This window comes from Kaustia mangrovi (assembly GCF_015482775.1).
Taxonomy (GTDB): domain Bacteria; phylum Pseudomonadota; class Alphaproteobacteria; order Rhizobiales; family Im1; genus Kaustia; species Kaustia mangrovi.
The window spans coordinates 340,045-357,277 of record NZ_CP058214.1 but is presented as its reverse complement, the minus strand read 5'-3'; the positions used below and the strand labels follow the sequence as shown (position 1 = coordinate 357,277).

Annotated in this window: 13 protein-coding genes; 2 read left to right on the top strand and 11 right to left on the bottom strand. The window is 68.7% G+C overall.

The features are described from left to right. Nucleotides 1-128: 128 nt before the first annotated feature. The 7 genes from HW532_RS01690 to HW532_RS01660 form a co-directional block, all read right to left on the bottom strand. Complete coding sequence (locus HW532_RS01690) at nucleotides 129-2,165, bottom strand: NADH:flavin oxidoreductase (protein ID WP_213162767.1); 2,037 nt, start codon at nucleotides 2,163-2,165, stop codon at nucleotides 129-131. A gap of 52 nt (nucleotides 2,166-2,217) precedes the next feature. Further along, nucleotides 2,218-3,681, bottom strand: a complete 1,464-nt coding sequence (locus HW532_RS01685) for an aldehyde dehydrogenase family protein (RefSeq protein ID WP_213162766.1) — start codon at nucleotides 3,679-3,681, stop codon at nucleotides 2,218-2,220. Nucleotides 3,682-3,808: 127 nt separating this feature from the next. Beyond that, nucleotides 3,809-5,179 (bottom strand): FAD/NAD(P)-dependent oxidoreductase, encoded by a 1,371-nt coding sequence (locus HW532_RS01680; RefSeq protein WP_213162765.1) that lies wholly within the window; start codon nucleotides 5,177-5,179, stop codon nucleotides 3,809-3,811. After that, a complete protein-coding gene (locus HW532_RS01675; protein ID WP_213162764.1) occupies nucleotides 5,176-5,499 on the bottom strand; it encodes a (2Fe-2S)-binding protein in 324 nt (107 codons plus the stop codon). Before HW532_RS01675 ends, HW532_RS01680 begins: the two co-directional genes overlap by 4 nt. Then, nucleotides 5,496-7,481, bottom strand: coding sequence for a hydantoinase B/oxoprolinase family protein (locus HW532_RS01670; protein ID WP_213162763.1), 1,986 nt, complete (start codon nucleotides 7,479-7,481; stop codon nucleotides 5,496-5,498). Before HW532_RS01670 ends, HW532_RS01675 begins: the two co-directional genes overlap by 4 nt. Before the next feature lie 5 nt (nucleotides 7,482-7,486). After that, the gene (locus HW532_RS01665; RefSeq protein ID WP_213162762.1) at nucleotides 7,487-9,541 is read right to left on the bottom strand and encodes a hydantoinase/oxoprolinase family protein; all 2,055 of its coding nucleotides are present in this window, start codon (nucleotides 9,539-9,541) and stop codon (nucleotides 7,487-7,489) included. A 94-nt stretch (nucleotides 9,542-9,635) separates the two neighbouring features. Next, complete coding sequence (locus tag HW532_RS01660; protein WP_213162761.1) at nucleotides 9,636-10,520, bottom strand: LysR family transcriptional regulator; 885 nt, start codon at nucleotides 10,518-10,520, stop codon at nucleotides 9,636-9,638. Between the two features lie 106 nt (nucleotides 10,521-10,626). Here HW532_RS01660 and HW532_RS01655 point away from each other — a divergent pair, with 106 nt between their 5' ends. Then, a complete protein-coding gene (locus HW532_RS01655) occupies nucleotides 10,627-11,739 on the top strand; it encodes an NAD(P)/FAD-dependent oxidoreductase (RefSeq protein ID WP_213162760.1) in 1,113 nt (370 codons plus the stop codon). Here HW532_RS01655 and HW532_RS01650 read toward each other — a convergent pair. Continuing rightward, nucleotides 11,736-13,061, bottom strand: a complete 1,326-nt coding sequence (locus HW532_RS01650) for an NAD(P)/FAD-dependent oxidoreductase (protein ID WP_213162759.1) — start codon at nucleotides 13,059-13,061, stop codon at nucleotides 11,736-11,738. The genes HW532_RS01655 and HW532_RS01650 overlap by 4 nt on opposite strands. Nucleotides 13,062-13,234: 173 nt before the next feature. On the opposite strand from HW532_RS01650, the gene HW532_RS01645 reads away from it, so the two are divergent. Further along, nucleotides 13,235-13,717, top strand: a complete 483-nt coding sequence (locus tag HW532_RS01645) for an Lrp/AsnC family transcriptional regulator (RefSeq protein WP_213164377.1) — start codon at nucleotides 13,235-13,237, stop codon at nucleotides 13,715-13,717. Nucleotides 13,718-13,721: 4 nt separating this feature from the next. On the opposite strand, the gene HW532_RS01640 is transcribed toward HW532_RS01645, so the two are convergent. The 3 genes from HW532_RS01640 to HW532_RS01630 are packed head-to-tail and all read right to left on the bottom strand — an operon-like array spanning nucleotide 13,722 to nucleotide 17,212. Next, the gene (locus tag HW532_RS01640) at nucleotides 13,722-15,386 is read right to left on the bottom strand and encodes an ABC transporter ATP-binding protein (RefSeq protein WP_213162758.1); all 1,665 of its coding nucleotides are present in this window, start codon (nucleotides 15,384-15,386) and stop codon (nucleotides 13,722-13,724) included. Further along, the gene (locus tag HW532_RS01635; protein WP_213164376.1) at nucleotides 15,387-16,217 is read right to left on the bottom strand and encodes an ABC transporter permease; all 831 of its coding nucleotides are present in this window, start codon (nucleotides 16,215-16,217) and stop codon (nucleotides 15,387-15,389) included. It lies immediately after the preceding gene. 35 nt (nucleotides 16,218-16,252) lie between these two features. Beyond that, nucleotides 16,253-17,212 (bottom strand): ABC transporter permease, encoded by a 960-nt coding sequence (locus HW532_RS01630; RefSeq protein WP_246479437.1) that lies wholly within the window; start codon nucleotides 17,210-17,212, stop codon nucleotides 16,253-16,255. Between the last annotated feature and the right edge of the window lie 21 nt (nucleotides 17,213-17,233).

The following is a 17,233-nucleotide window of genomic DNA, read 5'->3' as shown; positions in this document are numbered from 1 at the left end:
TGGAGGGCCTGAGCCGGGGACCGGAGGCTGTGGAGGCCGCCGAAAGACTGGCAACCGAGAGCGTCGGCGCCATCGTGGAGCAAATCTCGGCCGCACTCTCGCCGGCGCGATAGCACCCACCTCTCCGGTCACAGAACCCGTGTCAGGCGCAGGGCGTCGTAGATCGCGGCGTGGGTGTTTCGCGAGGACACGGCATCGCCGATCCGGAAGAGCTGGAAGCGGCCATCCGGGTTCGTCGCGATGGTCTGCCGGGCGGAGGTCCGAAGCGCTGTGTTGTCCACCTCGCCCAGATTCGACGAAAGCGGCTTGAGATCGAAATAGAGATCGTCGAGCGGGACCGTCCCGTTGTTGACGACCACCTGATCCACCTCCCGCAGGCGGGTCATCTCGCCGTAGTCGCTGCCAAGCTCGGCCAGCAGCCCGTTGCCCTTTCGGGTCACGCGCCTGAGCCGCCAGGTCACGGTGAAGCGCGTGTCGAGCGCCTGCAGGCTGCGCATATAGGGGGTGAGGTTCATTGCCATGACCTCCGGCGCGAAGCTGCGGTCGGGGGTCACGATCTCGACCCGGGCGCCGGTCGCCGCGATCATTTCCGCCGCCTGAAGGCCGGCATGGTCGCCCGCATTGTCGAAAACCAGCACCGAGCGGCCCGGCTGCGCGTCGCCTGAGAGAATGTCCCAGGCGGTCACCGCCAGGTCGCGCCCCTGCGCCAGCGGAACCTCGTGCGGCAGGCCGCCAGTGGCGACGATCACCACGTCGGGATTGTCCGCGGTGACCGTGTCGGCCTCGGCAAAGCTGTTGAACCGGAAGGTCACGCCGCGCTGCAGGCATTCCGCCATCCGCCATTCGATGATCGAGACCATCTCGCGGCGGCGGTCGGACTGCACGGTCAGGCGGATCTGCCCGCCCGGATCGTTGGCGGCCTCGTGAACGATCACCTCGTGCCCGCGCTCGGCCGCCACACGCGCGGCCTCCATGCCCGCAGGCCCGGCTCCGACGATCGTCACCCGACGCGGCGTTGCGGCCGGCGCGATCTCATGGGGCATGACGGTCTCGCGTCCCGTCGAGGGATTGTGGATGCACAGCGCATCCGCCCCCTGGAACCGGCGGTCGAGACAGTAATTGGCGCCGACGCAGGGACGGATGCGATCCTCCTGCCTCGCGGCGATCTTGCGGACGATGTCGGGGTCGGCGAGATGGGCCCGTGTCATGCCCACCATGTCCAGCTTGCCCTCCGCAATGGCATAGCGGGCCGTGGCGAGATCCGGGATCTTGGCGGCGTGGAACACGGGAAATCGGGTGGCCGCGCGGATTTCGCCCGCGAGCTCGAGATGCGGGGCGCCCCGCATGCCCTGAACCGGGATCATGTCGGTCAACCCGGCGTCGTCGTCGATATGGCCGCGCGTGACGTTGAGGAAATCCACCAGCCCGCTGTCCTTGAGGCGCCGCGAGATCTCCAGCCCTTCCTGGATATCGACGCCGTCGGCCGCGTTCTCGTCCCCGGCATAGCGGACGCCCAGAAGGAAGTCCTCGCCGACCCGTTTCCTTGCCTCGGAAAGCACATCGAAGGTCAGGCGGAGGCGATTGTCCAGGGAGCCGCCATACGGGCCGTCCAGCGTGTTGGAGCGCGGCGACCAGAACTGGTCCAGAAGATGGCCGGTCGCGATGAACTCGACGCCGTCGAGACCGGCCTCCTTCATCCGCTCAGCCGCATCCGCATAGTCCTGCACGATCCGCCGGATGTCCCAGTCCTCCGCCGCCTTGGGCACGCCGCGATGCGAGACCTCGCGCTCGCGGCTGGCGGAGACCGTCGGCAGCCAGTCCCCCTTGTCCCACCGGGTCCGGCGGCCGTGATGGGTGAGCTGGATCATCACCGCCGTTCCGTGCTCGTGGCATTCCTCGGCGATCTTGCGCATCCAGCCGACGATCTCGTCGCGATAGGCCTGCACGCCGCCGGAGGATGGCGGGCTGTCGTGTGCCACCGCGGCGGAGCCGATGGTCATGGTCAGCGCCACCCCGCCCCGGGCCCGCGCGACGTGATAGGCGCGGTAGCGGTCCTTCGGCAGGCCGTCCTCGGCATAGCCGGGCTCGTGCGCGGTGATCAGAATGCGGTTCTTCAGCCGCAGGCTCTTGATCTGGAAGGGCTGGAGGAGCGGATCAGACGACATTGCCGGTTGTCCTCTTTCGCCGGCGGCCGGAGGGAGGCCGCGAGCGCGGCGGTTAAAGGTCGACCAACACCGATTTCGTCCGGCGGTTGGCGAGATAGGCTTCGCGCCCCAGATCCTTGCCCAGCCCGCTGGCCTTCCAGCCGCCGGTGGGCAGGATATGATCGTGCGAGCGCCCGTAGCGGTTGATCCAGACCGTTCCGGCCTCGATCCGGCGCGACAGCCGCAGGGCGCGGTTCAGGTCGCGGGTGAACAGCCCGGCACACAGGCCGTAGGTCGGATGGCTGGCGAGCGCCATTGCCTCATCTTCCGTTTCGAAGGTCTGGAAGGTGGCGACCGGGCCGAATATCTCCTCCGTGACCGCCGGGTTCGCCGCGTCGACCCCGCCGATCAGGGTCGGGCGGTAGAAGCTGCCCTCGCGGTCGAACCGGTCGCCGCCGCAAAGGATCTCGCCGCCCTGCGCGACCGCGGCGCCGACGATGCCGTCGATCCGGCCGAGCTGGGGTTCGGAAATGATCGGGGAGAAGCCGGGCACCTCCTCCCAGGTGGCGGCGGGCACGTGGCGGGCGAACCGCTCGATCAGCATGGCGGCAAGCTCTTCCGCGATGTCGCGGGCGACGACGATGCGCGAGCCCGCCACGCAGAACTGTCCGGCATTCGGCGTGATCCCCCGGTCGAGGCAGTCGGCGGCCAGCTCCAGATCGGCGTCGGCGAAGACCACCATCGGGCTCTTGCCGCCCAGCTCCAGCGTCATCGGCCGGATGCCGGCGCGCGCGATGTTCTCCATGATCTGACCGCCCGCGCGGGTGGAGCCGGTGAAGGACACCTTGTCGATCCCTGGATGACCGGTCAGCGCCGTGCCGGTCACCGGGCCGTCGCCGAGAACGATATTGACGAGCCCCTCGGGAATCCCCGCCTTCACCGCGAGCTCGGCCAGATAGAGCGTCGAATAGGGCGTCATCTCGGAGGGCTTGAGCACCACCGCATTGCCGGCTGCGAGCGCCGGGGCGAGCTTCCAGCCAGCCATCGAGATCGGAAAGTTCCAGGGCGTAATGGCACCGACCACGCCATAGGGTTCCGACGAGATCAGGCCGAGCTGGCGGTCCGAGGTGGGAACCAGATCGCCGCTCTCCTTGTCGGCGAATTCGGCGAAGAAGCGGATCTGTTCGGCAGTCACCATCACGTCGCCGGCGGCGGCTTGCGCCACGGGACGGGGCGAGCAGACCGCCTCGAGCCGCGCCAGCGTCCCGGCCTCGGCCTCGATCAGATCGGCCCAGCGGTGGAGCGCGCGCAGCCTGTCGCGCGGGGCCGTCCCGCCCCAGCCCGAACTGTCGAGCGCGGCGCGGGCGGTCGCGACCGCACGATCCACCATCGCGGCATCGGCGCGCGGAATGGCGGCCAGCGTCAGCCCGTTCGACGGTGCGACGACCGCGATCTCCTCCGGCCCCTCCACATAGCGGCCGCCAATATAGTGGCCGGACGGAAGCGTCAGCCGGGACGGGTCGAAGGCAAGTGTCATGGAAACCTCTTCGTGGTCTTGCCGTCAGCTTCGCGCGGCGCGGCCGGTACCGGCTGCCGAAAGCGCCGGCCGGGCAGCATAATCCGCTTTCGCGAGGCGGAACCGGGGCAGAAGATTTCGCGGGGGATCAGTCCTCGCGGACCATCCGGCACAGTGCAGCGATTGGCGCCGGGCGCACCGGGGGCTGCATGCGCAGCCGTCCCGCCGCCTCCGGCGTCGTTCCCGCCCCGGCCGCGATCAGCTCCGCTCCGGCACGCTGGCAGTAGCGCCCCTGGCAGCGCCCCATGCCCACCCGGCCCAGGGATTTGACGCGGTTCGCCTCGGGCCCGGACAGGGGCAACGTGGCGCGCAGCTCGCCGGCGGTTATGCCTTCGCAGCGGCAGATCACAGCGTCGTCGGGCAGCTTGGCAACCATTTGGGCGGGCCAGGGAAAGGCCCGCGCGACACCGTCGGCGAAACGCCGCATTCGCGCCATGCGGCGGCGGTCGCTCGCCTCGTCCCCGGCCGGGATGTCGTGGCCCAGATCGGCCAGGCAGGCGCGGGCCGCCAGCCGCCCGGCGATCTCCGCGCCGTCGGCACCGAGCAGGCGCAGGCCGTCGCCGGCGAGATAAATCCCCCTGCCCGCGCGGCCAGCATCGTCGGTCCGGGGCAACCATTGCTCCCAGGTCGCCGACCAGTCGAAGGGGACGCCGGCAAGATCGGCCAGCGCGGTTTCGGCCTGCAGATGCCAACCGAGCGCCACCGTATCGCAGGGGGTGGTCCGGGGACGTCCCCAGGCGTCGCGCCAATGCACGGCGTTCGGGCCATCGGCGCCCGCGGCGATGCTCTGAAGCGTCACCCCAGCGCGGTAAAGCCGCCCGAGCCCGGCACGCATGGCAACCCCGCGCGCCGTGACCAGCGGGCGGGCCGCGGCCATGCGCATCCCGCCGGCCGCCTGCGCCGCCAGCGGGGCGGTGTCCAGCACGCCGGCAAGCCCTGCCCCCGCCTTGCGGAGCTGACGGGCGACCAGCGTCAGAAGCGGTCCGGATCCTGCCAGCACGATCTTCCGCCCCAGCGCCACGCCTTGCGACTTGAGCGCGACCTGCGCCGCGCCGAGGCTGTAGACGCCGGCCTGCTGCCAGCCCGGCACCGGTGCCAGGCGGTCGGTCGCCCCGGTGGCCAGGATCAGGAGGTCATGGGCAATCGCGGTCGTCCCCTCCGCACCGAGCAGCAATGCCTCGTTGCCGGAAAAGCCGATGACGGAGCTGTGCGGGCGATAGTCGACCCTGCCCGCCCGGACCAGCGCGTCGAACATGCGATGCAGCGCCGCCGCCTTGCCGGCTTCCGACCCGTAGAGTTTCTCGCCCGGGCGGGTGAAGCCTTCCGGCGGGCGGCGATAGATCTGGCCGCCGGCCCTGGCGGCCTCGTCCACGACGACCGGGACCAGCCCCGCATTCGACAGCGTCTCGGCCGCGCGCATGCCAGCGGGCCCCGCGCCGACGATCAGCACCCGGGTCATGGCCGCCTGTCCGGCCAATCCACAGCCGGGCGGGACAGGAGCCGCATCCCGTTCCGCAGCGGCGTTGAGCAGGCACGAAGACGGGGGCCATCCTCCTGCCAGATCCAGCAATCCTGACAGGTGCCCATCAGGCAGAATCCGGCGCGGCACTCCGGCCCGAACTCGGCCGAACGCAGGCTGCCGGCCGACATCAGGATCCCGGTGAGCACCGTGTCGCCATCGAGAGCCTCCATCTCGGTTCCGTCGAACTGGAAGGTCAGGTGCGCGCGGTCGATCTCGGCAAGCCTCAGCAACCGTCCCCGCCCCGGTGCCGCGCTCATTCCGCAGCCTCCGCAACCCGCGGCGAAGACGGCATCTGGGGAAACCGGGCGCGGGTTTCGGCGAAGGCGGCCTCGACCCCCTCGGCCCCGGACCGCCCCTCCATGCGGCGGAAAATCTCGGTCTTGGTGAAGAAGCGCCAGTGGATCGGCAGGGCCGACAGGATATCGGTGAGCCGGTCATAGGCCGCCGCGGTCCATTGCGCTTCGAAGCGCTCGCGCTCGGGCCCGAAATGGAAATGGCCGATATGTGGCCGCGCCTGTGCGCGCAGAGCCGTGGTCGCGGCCTCGTCCACCGTTCCCCCGGTCAGGACCACGCCATATTCCTCCCTCGCGGCGGTTTCCGAGACATGGCCGCGCGCGACATCCTGCGCCACCCGCCAGGGCTCGCGCGCCATCGGATCGCCCCGGCCGCCGCCGCCGGCGGACCGGATCTCCAGAACGTCGCCGGGCTGCAGCACCGCCGTGTCGGTATTGCCGAGCCGCCGCTCGTCGCTGGTTCCCGGATTGACGACCATGTCGGACAACCCGGCCGCACGCCCGCCCAGAACGCCCCAGGGGCGAAACACCGAACGATCGCGATTGCGCGCCGTGATCCGCGTGTCGGGGGCGAAGACGCGAAACGCCATCTCGGTCGCCAGCCCGCCGCGCCAGCGCCCGGGCCCGCCGGAATCCCGCGCCAGCCCGTATTTGACGAACTCCACCGGCACCTCGGTCTCGGTGATCTCGATGGGGGTGTTCTTCAGATAGGCCGCATCCGCGCCCGACCCGTTGGTGCCGTCGCGATGCGGCATGCCGCCACCGCCGCCCACCACCGGGTTGACCGCCGCGATCACCGCCCGGCGGCTGCGTTCGTCATGGGTCATGACGTTGACGATACAGTTGTTGCCCGCCGGCGCCGCGGGCATGCGCTCGGGGATTGCCTGGCTGAACGCCCCGAAGATCACCGAGCGCAGCCGCGCGCAGGTCAAGGACCGCATCCCCACCGCCGCCGGCTCGACCGGGTTCAGCACCGTGCCCTCCGGCGCGATGCAGGTGAAGGGGCGCGTCAGGCCGGTATTCAGCAGGATCCGCGGGTTCAGCGTGTAGAGCACGTAATAGACGCCGACGAGCAATATGGTGTGCCGCGGATCGCCGCCCGACGGCACGTTCAGCGAGCTGGCGAGCTGCGGGTCGGAGCCGGTGAAATCCAGCACCGCGCTATCGTCCCGGACGGACAGGGTGAGCTTCAGGCGGCAGGGATTGCCGATATCGCTGTCCTCGTCGGCATAATCGGCAAAGACGTAGTCGCCATCGGGTATGCCGCGCAGGATCTCGCGCGCCTGCGCCTCGGCCTGGTCCATCAGCGCGGCGACCCCGGTCAGGAAGCCCTGCCTGCCGAACCGTTCGATCATCGCGTGAACCTTGCGCTCGCCGGTGTTCAGCGCGCCGACCAGCGCCTTGATGTCGCCGATATTCAGCGCGGGCTTGCGCACATTGGTTTCCATGATCCGCAAGATCTGGGCGTCGAAGGTGCCTTCGCGGACCAGCTTCATCGGCGGAAAGCGCAAACCCTCCTGGTGCACCTCCGTCAGCGAGCGAGACAGCGAGGCCGGCACCGCGCCGCCCATGTCGGTATTGTGGATGTGCCCGCCGGTCCAGGCAACGATCTCGCCCTCGGCGAAGACGGGCTTCCACAGATGGGTATCGGGCGCGTGGGTCGCGACATGGCCCGAATAGGGATCGTTGGTGAAGGCCACGTCGCCGGGGCGGTAATCGTCGACCATGGCGATGGCACGGGCATAGCTCAGGCCGGGATACCACGTCGCGCCGAGCTCCATCGGCACCGCGAAGGTATCGCCCGCACGGTCCATCAGCATGACGGTGAAGTCCTGCGTCTCCTTGACGAAGGCCGAATGGGCCGTGCGGTGCAATGTGTGAGCCATGTTCTCGGCCGCGGCGCGCGCGTGGTTGGCGAGCACCTGAAGGGTCATCCGGTCATACATCGGGCTCACTCCGCAAGGCTGAGATGAATGTTGAGGTGCCGGTCCACCCGGGCCCGCGCCCCGTCGGGGACGGCGAAGGTGGTGTCTTCCTGCACCACGATGGCGGGACCTGCGAACTCCGCGCCGGCCGTGAGCGCGGCGCGGTCGAACAGCGCCACCTCGCGGGTCCCGTGCAGATGGACCGGAACGTGGCGCAAGGCCAGTGCGGGGCTTGCGTCGACACGATCGCTTTCGGGAAAGACCGGTTTCGGCCCCGCGCCGATGGCGGAAAGGCGCAAGTTGACGATCTCGATCCGGCCCTCCGGGTCGTCGAAATCGTAGATCTGCCGGTGCGTCTCGTGAAAGGCCGCGGCGGTGCGCTCCGGATCGGCGAGCCAGTCGGGCTCCAGCGCGACCTCGATCTCGTAGCTCTGCCCGCAATAGCGCATATCGGCGGACAGGCGGAGATCGGCGGCGCCGTCATGGCCCTGCGCGGCCAGCCAGTCGTGCCCGTCGGCGGTGAGCTCGCGAAAGGCCGCATCCAGGCGGTCCGGCGCGGCGGCGTCGAGATCGGCATAGATTGTCTTGATGAAATCGCCCCGCAGATCGGCCACCAGACCGCCAAGCGCCGAAACGACGCCCGGCCGGCGCGGCGCGATCACGCGCCGCATGCCCAGTTCCCGGGCGAGGAATGCGCCGAGCATCGGTCCGCCCCCGCCAAAGGGCATGAGTGCGAAGTCGCGCAGATCGACGCCGGCACGCGAGGACAGTTTCTCCACCTCGACGAACATTTCCGAGATTGCGATGTCGAGAATGGCCTGCGCCGTCTCCTCGACCCCGCGCCCGAGGCTGCCGGCCAGCTCCGCGACCGCCCGGCGGGCCAGATCCAGATCGATCGGAAGCTGGCCATAGGCCATCTCGGCATGGCCGAGCCAGCCGCAAACCGCCATTGCATCGGTCACCGTGGCCCGCTCGCCACCTCGTCCGTAGCAGGCCGGGCCGGGCGAGGAGCCTGCCGATTCCGGCCCGACCCGCAATACGCCCTGGCTGTCCGCGGTGGCGACCGAACCGCCGCCAATGCCGATGGAGCTGACCGAGACGGAGGGAATATGCAGCGGAAACTCTCCGATCATCTCGTCGCTGCCGAACTGCACCGCACCGTCGACGATCAGCGCGAAATCCGCAGAAGTCCCACCGATATCCAGCGTCAGCACCCGCGTCTCGCCGGCCTGCCGGGCGAGCCAGGAGGCGCCGATGACGCCAGACGCGGAACCCGACAGGAGCATCGACACGCAGTTGCGCCGCCCCTCACCCGCGCTCATCAGCCCGCCATTGGACTTCGTCAGCATCGCCCGCGCCGGCACATGGCGGTCCTTCAGCCGGGTCTCCAGCGCCGTCAGGTAGCCGGAGACGCGCGGATACACATAGCCGTTGAGGATCGCCGTCGAGGTGCGCTCATATTCGCGGATCACCGGCCAGACCTCCGACGAGGCGAAGACGAACAGATCCGGCGCTTCGGCCTCGATCATGGCCTTCACGGCAGCCTCCTGGCGGCCGTCGCGCCAACTGTGCAGGAGCGCGACGACGATACCGTCGGCCCCCTTTTTCTGGGCGTTCGCGATGGCCTCGGACACCGCGTCCGGATCGGGCGGCAGGCTTTCGCTGCCATCGGCGCGCAGGCGGGCCGGAATGCCGAATATGAGGTCGCGCGCGATCAGCGGCTCCGGGCGGTGGCAGAACAGCGAGTACATGTCGGGCATGCGCAGCCGGGCAAGCTCGATCACATCCTCGAACCCGGCATTGGTGATCATTGCCAGTCTGGCGCCCTTGCGCTGGAGGATGGTGTTGATCCCCACCGTGGTCCCGTGCACGAAGCGGGTGACGTGTTCGGCCTCCAGCCCCTCGCGTTCGGCAAGAAGGTCGAGCCCGGTCAACAGCTCGGCGCCGGGATCGTCGGGCGAGGTCAGCACCTTCAGCGAGGCGATCCGGCCCGAGCGCGTCTCCAGCGCACAGAAATCCATGAAGGTGCCGCCGATATCGACACCGATCTTCCAGTCTGCAGGCCGCGCGCTGCCATCCATGTGGGATTGTCCCTTTCCGGTCTGTTTCCGAGAAAACGACCAGAAACCGCCGACCGCGTCCAAGACGCATCGGAGCATGGTGCATAAGACAAGCTTATGCCCTGCTGATCTCGACTGCCCGCAATTGCGACCGGATGGCCTCCTCCGCGCGCGAGAACAACCTGCCGCGCAGGGTCAGCAGCGACAGGGGCAGTGCGGGAGCGTTCTCCAGCAGACGCACATGCAGACCCGGAAACTGCGTCCAGGGCAGCAACGCGTCCACCACGGCGACACCCAGCCCGGCCTGCACGAGGCCGGCTGCCGCAATCGAGGAGTCGATCTCGATCTGCGGCACGAACCGTACCTTCCGCACCCTTGCGGCGGCGTCCAGCTCATCGTGAGGGCGGGTCATGGTGCGATAGGAGATCACGGTTTCTTCCGCGAGATCCGCGAAGGTCAGCACGTCGGCCTGGGCCAGCGAATGCCCCGCAGGCAGGAGGCAGCAAAAGGAGGTCCGACCGATCCGCTCGACCTCGATATCGGGCGGCAGGGCGTCGTCGAGCGCCAGCGCCAGTGCGACGTCGCCCGCGCGCAGCATGTCCACCATCGCGGCAATCGGCGCCACATGCGTCCTCAGCAGGACATCCGGATGGTGGGCCCGGAACGCGGCCAATGCCTGCGGCAGAAGTGCCATGGCCGGCGGCGGCGAGGCCGCGATCCGCACCAGCCCCGCCCGCCCCAGCCGCAGATCCGCGGTCTTGCGGCGCAAGCCCTCCAGTCCGCCGAAGAGCCGCTCTGCCTCCGGATAGAGCTCCAAGGCCTCCGGCGTCGGGTGCAGGCGCCCCCTCTTCCGGTCGAACAGGGCAAAGCCCAGCTCGTCCTCGGCATGCATCAGGATCTGGCTCAATGCGGGCTGCGAGATGTTGAGCAGCCGGGCGGCACCGGTGACGGTCCCGGCCCGCATGACGGCGGTGAAGACTTCGAGCTGACGTGCGCGCATGTCCATTCCATAGGGTTGACTTATATTGTGCCTCGTTTCCCGTCTTTGACGCAAACCCGTCGCGGCGTTGTGATGGGGAAATGCCGGATATGGGAGGGGCGGCGGAATGGATGTGATCGTCCTGGGTGGCGGATTGATGGGAGCGGCCTCGGCCTTCTTCCTGGCCCGGCGCGGCCTGAGAGTGACGCTGGTCGAGCGACGGCATATCGGTGCCGGCGCCACTGTCGCCTCGTTCGGGAATATCCGGCGCAGCGGGCGCCACCTGTCACAGCTGCCCCTGGCGAACCGGTCGCTTGCGCTCTGGGCCCGGGCCGAGACTCTTCTGGGCCGCGACGTGGAGTTCCGCGCGAGCGGGCATCTGCGGCTGATCTTCGACACGGACGGTCTGGCGGACATGCGGCGCTTTGCCGAGGAAGCGACTCCTCTGGGGCTCGCGCTCGACGAGTTGGCGCCCGCCCAGATCCGCCGACGCTTCCCGGGCCTCGGCCCCGAGGCCATCGCCGCCTCCTTTTCCCCCCGGGACGGATCGGCCAATCCCCGGCTTGTCGGCCCCGCCTTCGCGGCGGCAGCGGCGGCGTCCGGCGCGGAGATCCTGGACCGGGCAACGGTGACCGGGATCGCCCGCACGACGTACGGTTTCGCGGTCGATACCGCGCGCGGCCGCCGCGAGGCGTCGATGCTTCTCAACTGTGCCGGGGCATGGGGTGCGGAGATCGCGGCGCAATTCGGCGAGCCGGTGCCGCTCACCGCCCACGGCCCGCAAATGGCCGTGACCGAGCCCCTGCCCCATCGTATCGCGCCGGTGGTCGGCGTCTGGTCGCGCGATCACGGCGCCTATCTGCGGCAGGTCGAGCGGGGCAATGTGGTGTTCGGCGGCGCGGTCGCGCGGGTGCCGGTCGACCCCGATCCGGGCCATGCCCGGGCCGATCCGGCCCGGTTGCCCGAGCAGCTTCGCGCCGTGGTGCGGCTGGTGCCGGCCTTGCGGGAGGTGGCCGTGATCCGGCAATGGTCGGGCTGCGAGGGATATGTGCGCGACGGGTTACCGGTGATGGGACTGTCCGGAACGGTTCCGGGACTGTTCCATGCCTTCGGCTTCTGCGGTCACGGATTCCAGCTCGGCCCCGGCGTGGGCGACGCGATGGCGGAACTGATCGCCACCGGCGCCTGCGAGACCCCGATCGCGCCCTTCTCCATCGGACGCTTCGCGGCATGCGACTAGAACTCCGCCACCTTGCCCCACTGGCGACCGGAGAACCGGTCGAGGCGGTATTGTGCGGTCGCGGTGATCGGTTCGCGCCCGAGGATCAGATCGGCGACGAGATGGCCCACCCCCGGTCCGATGCCGAAGCCATGGCCCGACAGGCCCGCCGCCAGCGTCAGGCCGGGCAGGCCGATATCGGTATCGATCACCGGCACTCCGTCGGGCGTGCTGTCGATATAGCCGGCCCACTGCGCCTGTACCGGCAACGGCTTCAGCGCAGGCAGGAGGCGGCGGGCGCGGGACAGGGTCTTGTCCACCAGCCACGCGGAAGGGCGCGGGTCGAGGATGCGCGTGCGCTCCATAGGGGTTTCGCGGTCCAACGCCCAGATATGGCGGGTTTCGAAGCCGGCGCGCCAGGCCTGCAGCCCGCCCGGCCTCAGCGACCGCCAGCGCTTGGCGAACATGGGAAGGAAATGCCGGGCGCCGCTCAGCGCCCCCTGGGTCGGATCGAGACTGGCATATCCCGAGATCGCCAATGTATGGCCGCCATCGCCGCGCCTTGTCACCGAGACACCGGCCGTGTGCAGGGCGGCGGGCAGACCGTCGGCCCCCGGCGCGACCGACAGGATGGAACTGCGCACCGAGGCCTGGGGGAACCCGATCCCGAGCTGATGCAGGAAGCTCGCCGCCCAGGCCCCGCCCGCAAGCACCGCGTTGCGCGTGCGGATGGTACCCGCCTCCGTGACGACACCCGAGACGGCGCCGGCGGAGGTTTCGATGCCGCGCGCTGCGCAAGACTGCACGACGATGCCGCCATGGCGCATGACGCCCCTGGCGATCAGCGGCGCGGCACGGGAGGGATCGGCGGTGCCGTCGCTGGGCGACCAGACGCCGCCCTTCCAGCCCTTCCCGGTGGCCGCGCCGCGCTCGGCGGCCTCCGCCGGGCCGATCATGCGCGTATCGACCCCCTCGCCGCGCGCGAAACGGCCCCAGTCCGCCCACCCCTCGATCTCGGCCTCGTCGTCGGAGAGATAGAGCAGCCCGCACCGGCGAAAGCCCAGATCCTCGCCGATATCGGCGGTCATCTCCTCCCACAGAGCGAGGCTGCGTGTGGCGAGCGGCAGTTCCCGCGCATCCCGGTTCTGCTGGCGGCACCAGCCCCAATTGCGGCTGGACTGCTCGGCGCCGACCCGCCCCTTTTCCAGAAGCACGACCCGCTGCCCGGCCCGCGCCAGCCAGTAGGCGGCGCTGACGCCGACGATACCGGCGCCGATGACGACGCAGTCCGCCTCGGCGGGAATGCGGGCGGCGGTCTCGATGGGCATGAGGGGCGCGGGCATGGCGGTCTCCGATGGTTTGGGCAACTCTATCCGGCCCGCACCGGACACATCTTCCGCACGACGGGCGAAAGACGGCATTTCATGTCGAACAGTGCCGGCTTGGCAGTCCGGTCGCCCTGTCGCATAAGGGGTACACTTCGCCGGATCGAAGGGACGAACCGATGAACAACCGCATGAAACTCGACCGGATCGACGTCAGGATCCTTGCCGAATTGCAGCGCAACGGCCGGATCACCAACGTGGAACTGGCCGAGCTCGTGCATCTGTCGCCCTCGCCGTGCCTGATGCGGGTCAAGAAGCTCCAGCAGGCCGGCTACATCATCGGATATTCGGCACAGATCGACGTGGCCAAGCTCGGCGAGACACTGACCGTGTTTACCGAATTCACGCTCAAGAACCATCGCCAGATCGATTTCGCCCGTTTTCAGGAAGCACTGGAAAAGATCGACAGCTGCGTCGAATGCCATCTGGTTTCCGGCGGCTACGACTATCTCGCCAAGTTCGTCACCGCCGGCATCGTCGACTACCAGACGATCATCGAGGCGCTGATCGACCGCGACATCGGGATCGACCGCTATTTCAGCTTCGTCGTGATGAAGACCCCCTTCGCCAAGACGCAGCTACCGCTGACCCGGCTGTTCACGGGAGACGACTGAGCGATCATCGCTGCGCGAACTGGGCGACGAGTTCGGGATCCTGCTCCAGCCCGGCCAGCCAGCCGGTGTCGAGCTGCGGCACCGACGAGATCAGCAGCCTGGAATAGGGATGCTTCGCCTCGCTCGACATCCGCGCCGCCGGCAGCGCCTCGACCAGCTCGCCCTTGTACATCACCAGGACATCGTCGCAGATCGCCTCGACCGTGGAGAGGTCGTGGCTGATGAACATGTAGCTGAGACGGAGCTCGCCCTGCAGCTCCTTGAGCAGATCGAGGATCGCGGCGGCCACGACCGTATCGAGCGCCGAGGTGATCTCGTCGCACAGGATCAGTTCCGGCTCGGCGGCCAATGCGCGGGCCAGATTGACCCGCTGCTTCTGCCCGCCGGACAATTCCGAAGGCAGCCGGTGGCGCAGGGCGGCCGGCAGACGCACCATGTCGAGCAGTTCGATCACCCGCGCCTCGCGCCGCGACCCGCGCATCCCGTGATAGAAGCGCAGCGGCCTGCCGATGATCGTGCCGATCGAATGGGCCGGGTTGAGCGCCGTGTCGGCCAGCTGGAAGACGATCTGGACACGGCGAAGCTGTGTCTCGCTGCGCGCGTGCAAGGCGGGTGCCATCTCCTGCCCGTCGAGACGCACCGCGCCGCGATAGGCGGGCAGGATGCCGGCAATCGAGCGCGCGAGCGTCGACTTTCCGGACCCGCTTTCGCCGATCACACCGAGATTGCGCCCGCGTTCCAGCTTGAAGCTCACATCCTTCAGGACCGACGACACCGGCACACCGTCGGTGAGCGGGCCATAGCCGGCGCAAAGACCGTCGATATCGAGGATCGGCGTTTCGTCGGCCTGCGCCTCTCCCTCGGCCGGTACATGGGGCACCGGCTCGAAGGCGGCGATGAGCTCCTTCGTATAGGGATGGCGCGGCGCGTGCAGGATCTGCTCGGTCGTGCCCTCCTCCTGGACCTCGCCGTTCTTCAGAACCAGGATTCGGTCGGCGATCTGCGCCACGACGGCAAGGTCGTGGCTGACATAGACCCCGGCCATGCGGGACTTCTCCATGACCGAGCGGAAGGCGAGCAGCACCTCGATCTGGGTGGTCACGTCGAGCGCCGTGGTCGGCTCGTCGAAGATCACCAGCTCCGGATCGCCGATCAGCGCCATGGCCGCCGACAGGCGCTGCAGCTGCCCGCCCGACACCTGATGCGGATAGCGCTGCCCGATAGTGTCCGGGTCGGGCAGCGCCAGGGCGCGGAAGAGCTCGCGGGCGCGCGCCTCCGCCTCGCGGCGGGGCATGAGCTTGTGAATGGCCGTGACCTCGATCACCTGGTCGATGATCCGCTTCGACGGATTGAAGGCCGCCGCCGCCGATTGCGGCACGTAGGACACCTGTGTCCCGCGCAGGCCGGCGCGCTGCGTCTCCGACATGGCGGCGACATCGTTCTGGCCCACACGGATCGTGCCGGCCTCGATGGCGCAACCGGTTCGCGCATGCCCCATCAGCGACAGTGCGATGGTGGTCTTGCCGGACCCGGATTCACCGATCAGGGCGAGAATCTCTCCCGGCGCGATGTCGAAGCCGACGCCGCGGATAATCTCCACCTTGCGGCCGGCGTCGGTCGTGGCGCCGATCCTGAGATCTCGGACGGAGACGAGAGGAGTGCCGGTCATCTAATCGCTCCTGTCGCGGATCTTGGTGGGCAGGTTGTCGATGAACATGTTGACCGAGATGGTCAGCGACGCGATGGCGATCGACGGGAATATCACCGCCGGCGCGCCGAGGCTGAGCCCCTCGATGTTCTCGCGCACCAGGGCGCCCCAGTCGGCATGGGGCGGCTGGACGCCGAGCCCCAGGAAGGACAGCCCGGAGAGCACCAGCACGATGAAGACGAAGCGCAGCCCCAGATCGGCCAGGACGGGGCCGAGGATATTGGGAAGGATCTCGCACGCGATCAGATAGGAGGTGCGCTCGCCGCGTGCCCGCGCCACGGTAACGAAATCCATCGCGTTGACATTGACCGCCAGGGCCCGTGCGAAGCGGTACGCGCCCGGCATGTAGATCGCCGCCAGCGTCAGCACCAGAACCGGGATCGACGAGCCCACGGCGGCCACGACGACAAGCCCGAAGAGCAGCGACGGTATGCCGTTGAACGCGTCCAGGAAACGCGACAGGAGCATGTCGAACCAGCCGCCCGCCACGGCGGCGATCATGCCCAGGATCACGCCGGCGGTCACCGCCAGCGTGACCGCAGCCAGCGCGATTCCGACCGTATAGCGCGCGCCCATCAGGACGCGGGAGAAGATGTCCCGGCCGAGATAGTCCGTTCCCATCCAGAATTCACGGCTCACCGGGGCGAAATAGTCCCATCCGACGATCTTGCCGACGGGATACGGGGCGATCCACTGGCCTATGACGGCGATCACCGCCCAGAACAGGATGATGCACAAGCCGATGCGGCCGATCCAGTTGAAGGCATAGGCCCTGTCGCCGCGGAACGGCAGGCGAAGACGGCGGGCGGTCGGGGTTTCGGGAGCGGTCAATGGCGCAACCTCGGATTGGAGAGGATGGCGATCATGTCGGCGAGCGTGATCAGGCTCAGATAGCTCACGCAGAAGATCATCGCGCAGGACTGGATCAGCGGCAGGTCGCGGGTGGAGACCGCATCGACCATCAGCTTGGCGACGCCGGGATAGTTGAACACCGTCTCGACGATGATCACCCCGCCCACGAGATAGGACAGCGACAGTGCCACCGCATTGGCGATCGGTCCGAGCGCGTTGGGCAGCGCGTGGACCAGCACCATGCGGGCACGCGAGGCCCCCTTGAGCAGCGCCATCTCCACATAGGGCGTGTTGATCGTCTCGATCACCGCCGCGCGGGTCATGCGGATCATCTGGGCTGAGACGACGAAGCTGAGCGTGATCACCGGCATCGCATAGGCGCGCAGCATCGCGCCGAGGCTGTCGACATCGACGCCGTAGCTGAGGGCCGGCAGCCAGTCGAGCCAGACCGCGAAGATCAGCACGGCCAGCGTCGCCACCATGAACTCTGGAACCGAGATGACCGAAATGGTCATCACCGATATCGCCCTGTCGAACAGCGTGTTCCGCCACATCGCCGCAGCGATGCCGAGCGACAGGGACAGGGGCACGCAGATGGCCGTGACGATCCCGGCAAGGCGAAGCGAGTTCGCCAGGCGCCCGGCCAGCAGATCGGCGACCTCGACCTTGTTCACATAGGAGGTGCCCAGATCGCCGGTGGCCAGGCCGCCGAGCCATCCCAGAAACCGCAGGATCGCGGGCTCGTTGAGCCCCATCGCCTCGCGCAGGCCGGCCACAGCCTCCGGCGTGGCGGCCTGGCCCAGCAGGATCTCGGCCACATCGCCGGGCAGGAGCTCGGTGGCGAAGAAGACGGCGAAGGACACGATCACCAGCGTGATGAGCGCAATCCCCAGCCTTTGGCCGATAAGCAGCCATGTCGTTGCGGATCGAAGCAAGGCCCCTCCCCCGTTTCGAGA

Excerpts from the sequence above, each read along its gene's own strand:
- HW532_RS01660 (WP_213162761.1), bottom strand. The coding sequence starts at position 10,520 with ATGCGCGCACGTCAGCTCGAAGTCTTCACCGCCGTCATGCGGGCCGGG.
- HW532_RS01675 (WP_213162764.1), bottom strand. The coding sequence starts at position 5,499 with ATGAGCGCGGCACCGGGGCGGGGACGGTTGCTGAGGCTTGCCGAGATC.
- HW532_RS01645 (WP_213164377.1), top strand. The coding sequence starts at position 13,235 with ATGAAACTCGACCGGATCGACGTCAGGATCCTTGCCGAATTGCAGCGC.
- HW532_RS01670 (WP_213162763.1), bottom strand. The coding sequence starts at position 7,481 with ATGTATGACCGGATGACCCTTCAGGTGCTCGCCAACCACGCGCGCGCC.
- HW532_RS01685 (WP_213162766.1), bottom strand. The coding sequence starts at position 3,681 with ATGACACTTGCCTTCGACCCGTCCCGGCTGACGCTTCCGTCCGGCCAC.
- HW532_RS01665 (WP_213162762.1), bottom strand. The coding sequence starts at position 9,541 with ATGGATGGCAGCGCGCGGCCTGCAGACTGGAAGATCGGTGTCGATATC.
- HW532_RS01690 (WP_213162767.1), bottom strand. The coding sequence starts at position 2,165 with ATGTCGTCTGATCCGCTCCTCCAGCCCTTCCAGATCAAGAGCCTGCGG.
- HW532_RS01680 (WP_213162765.1), bottom strand. The coding sequence starts at position 5,179 with ATGACCCGGGTGCTGATCGTCGGCGCGGGGCCCGCTGGCATGCGCGCG.
- HW532_RS01655 (WP_213162760.1), top strand. The coding sequence starts at position 10,627 with ATGGATGTGATCGTCCTGGGTGGCGGATTGATGGGAGCGGCCTCGGCC.
- HW532_RS01640 (WP_213162758.1), bottom strand. The coding sequence starts at position 15,386 with ATGACCGGCACTCCTCTCGTCTCCGTCCGAGATCTCAGGATCGGCGCC.
- HW532_RS01650 (WP_213162759.1), bottom strand. The coding sequence starts at position 13,061 with ATGCCCGCGCCCCTCATGCCCATCGAGACCGCCGCCCGCATTCCCGCC.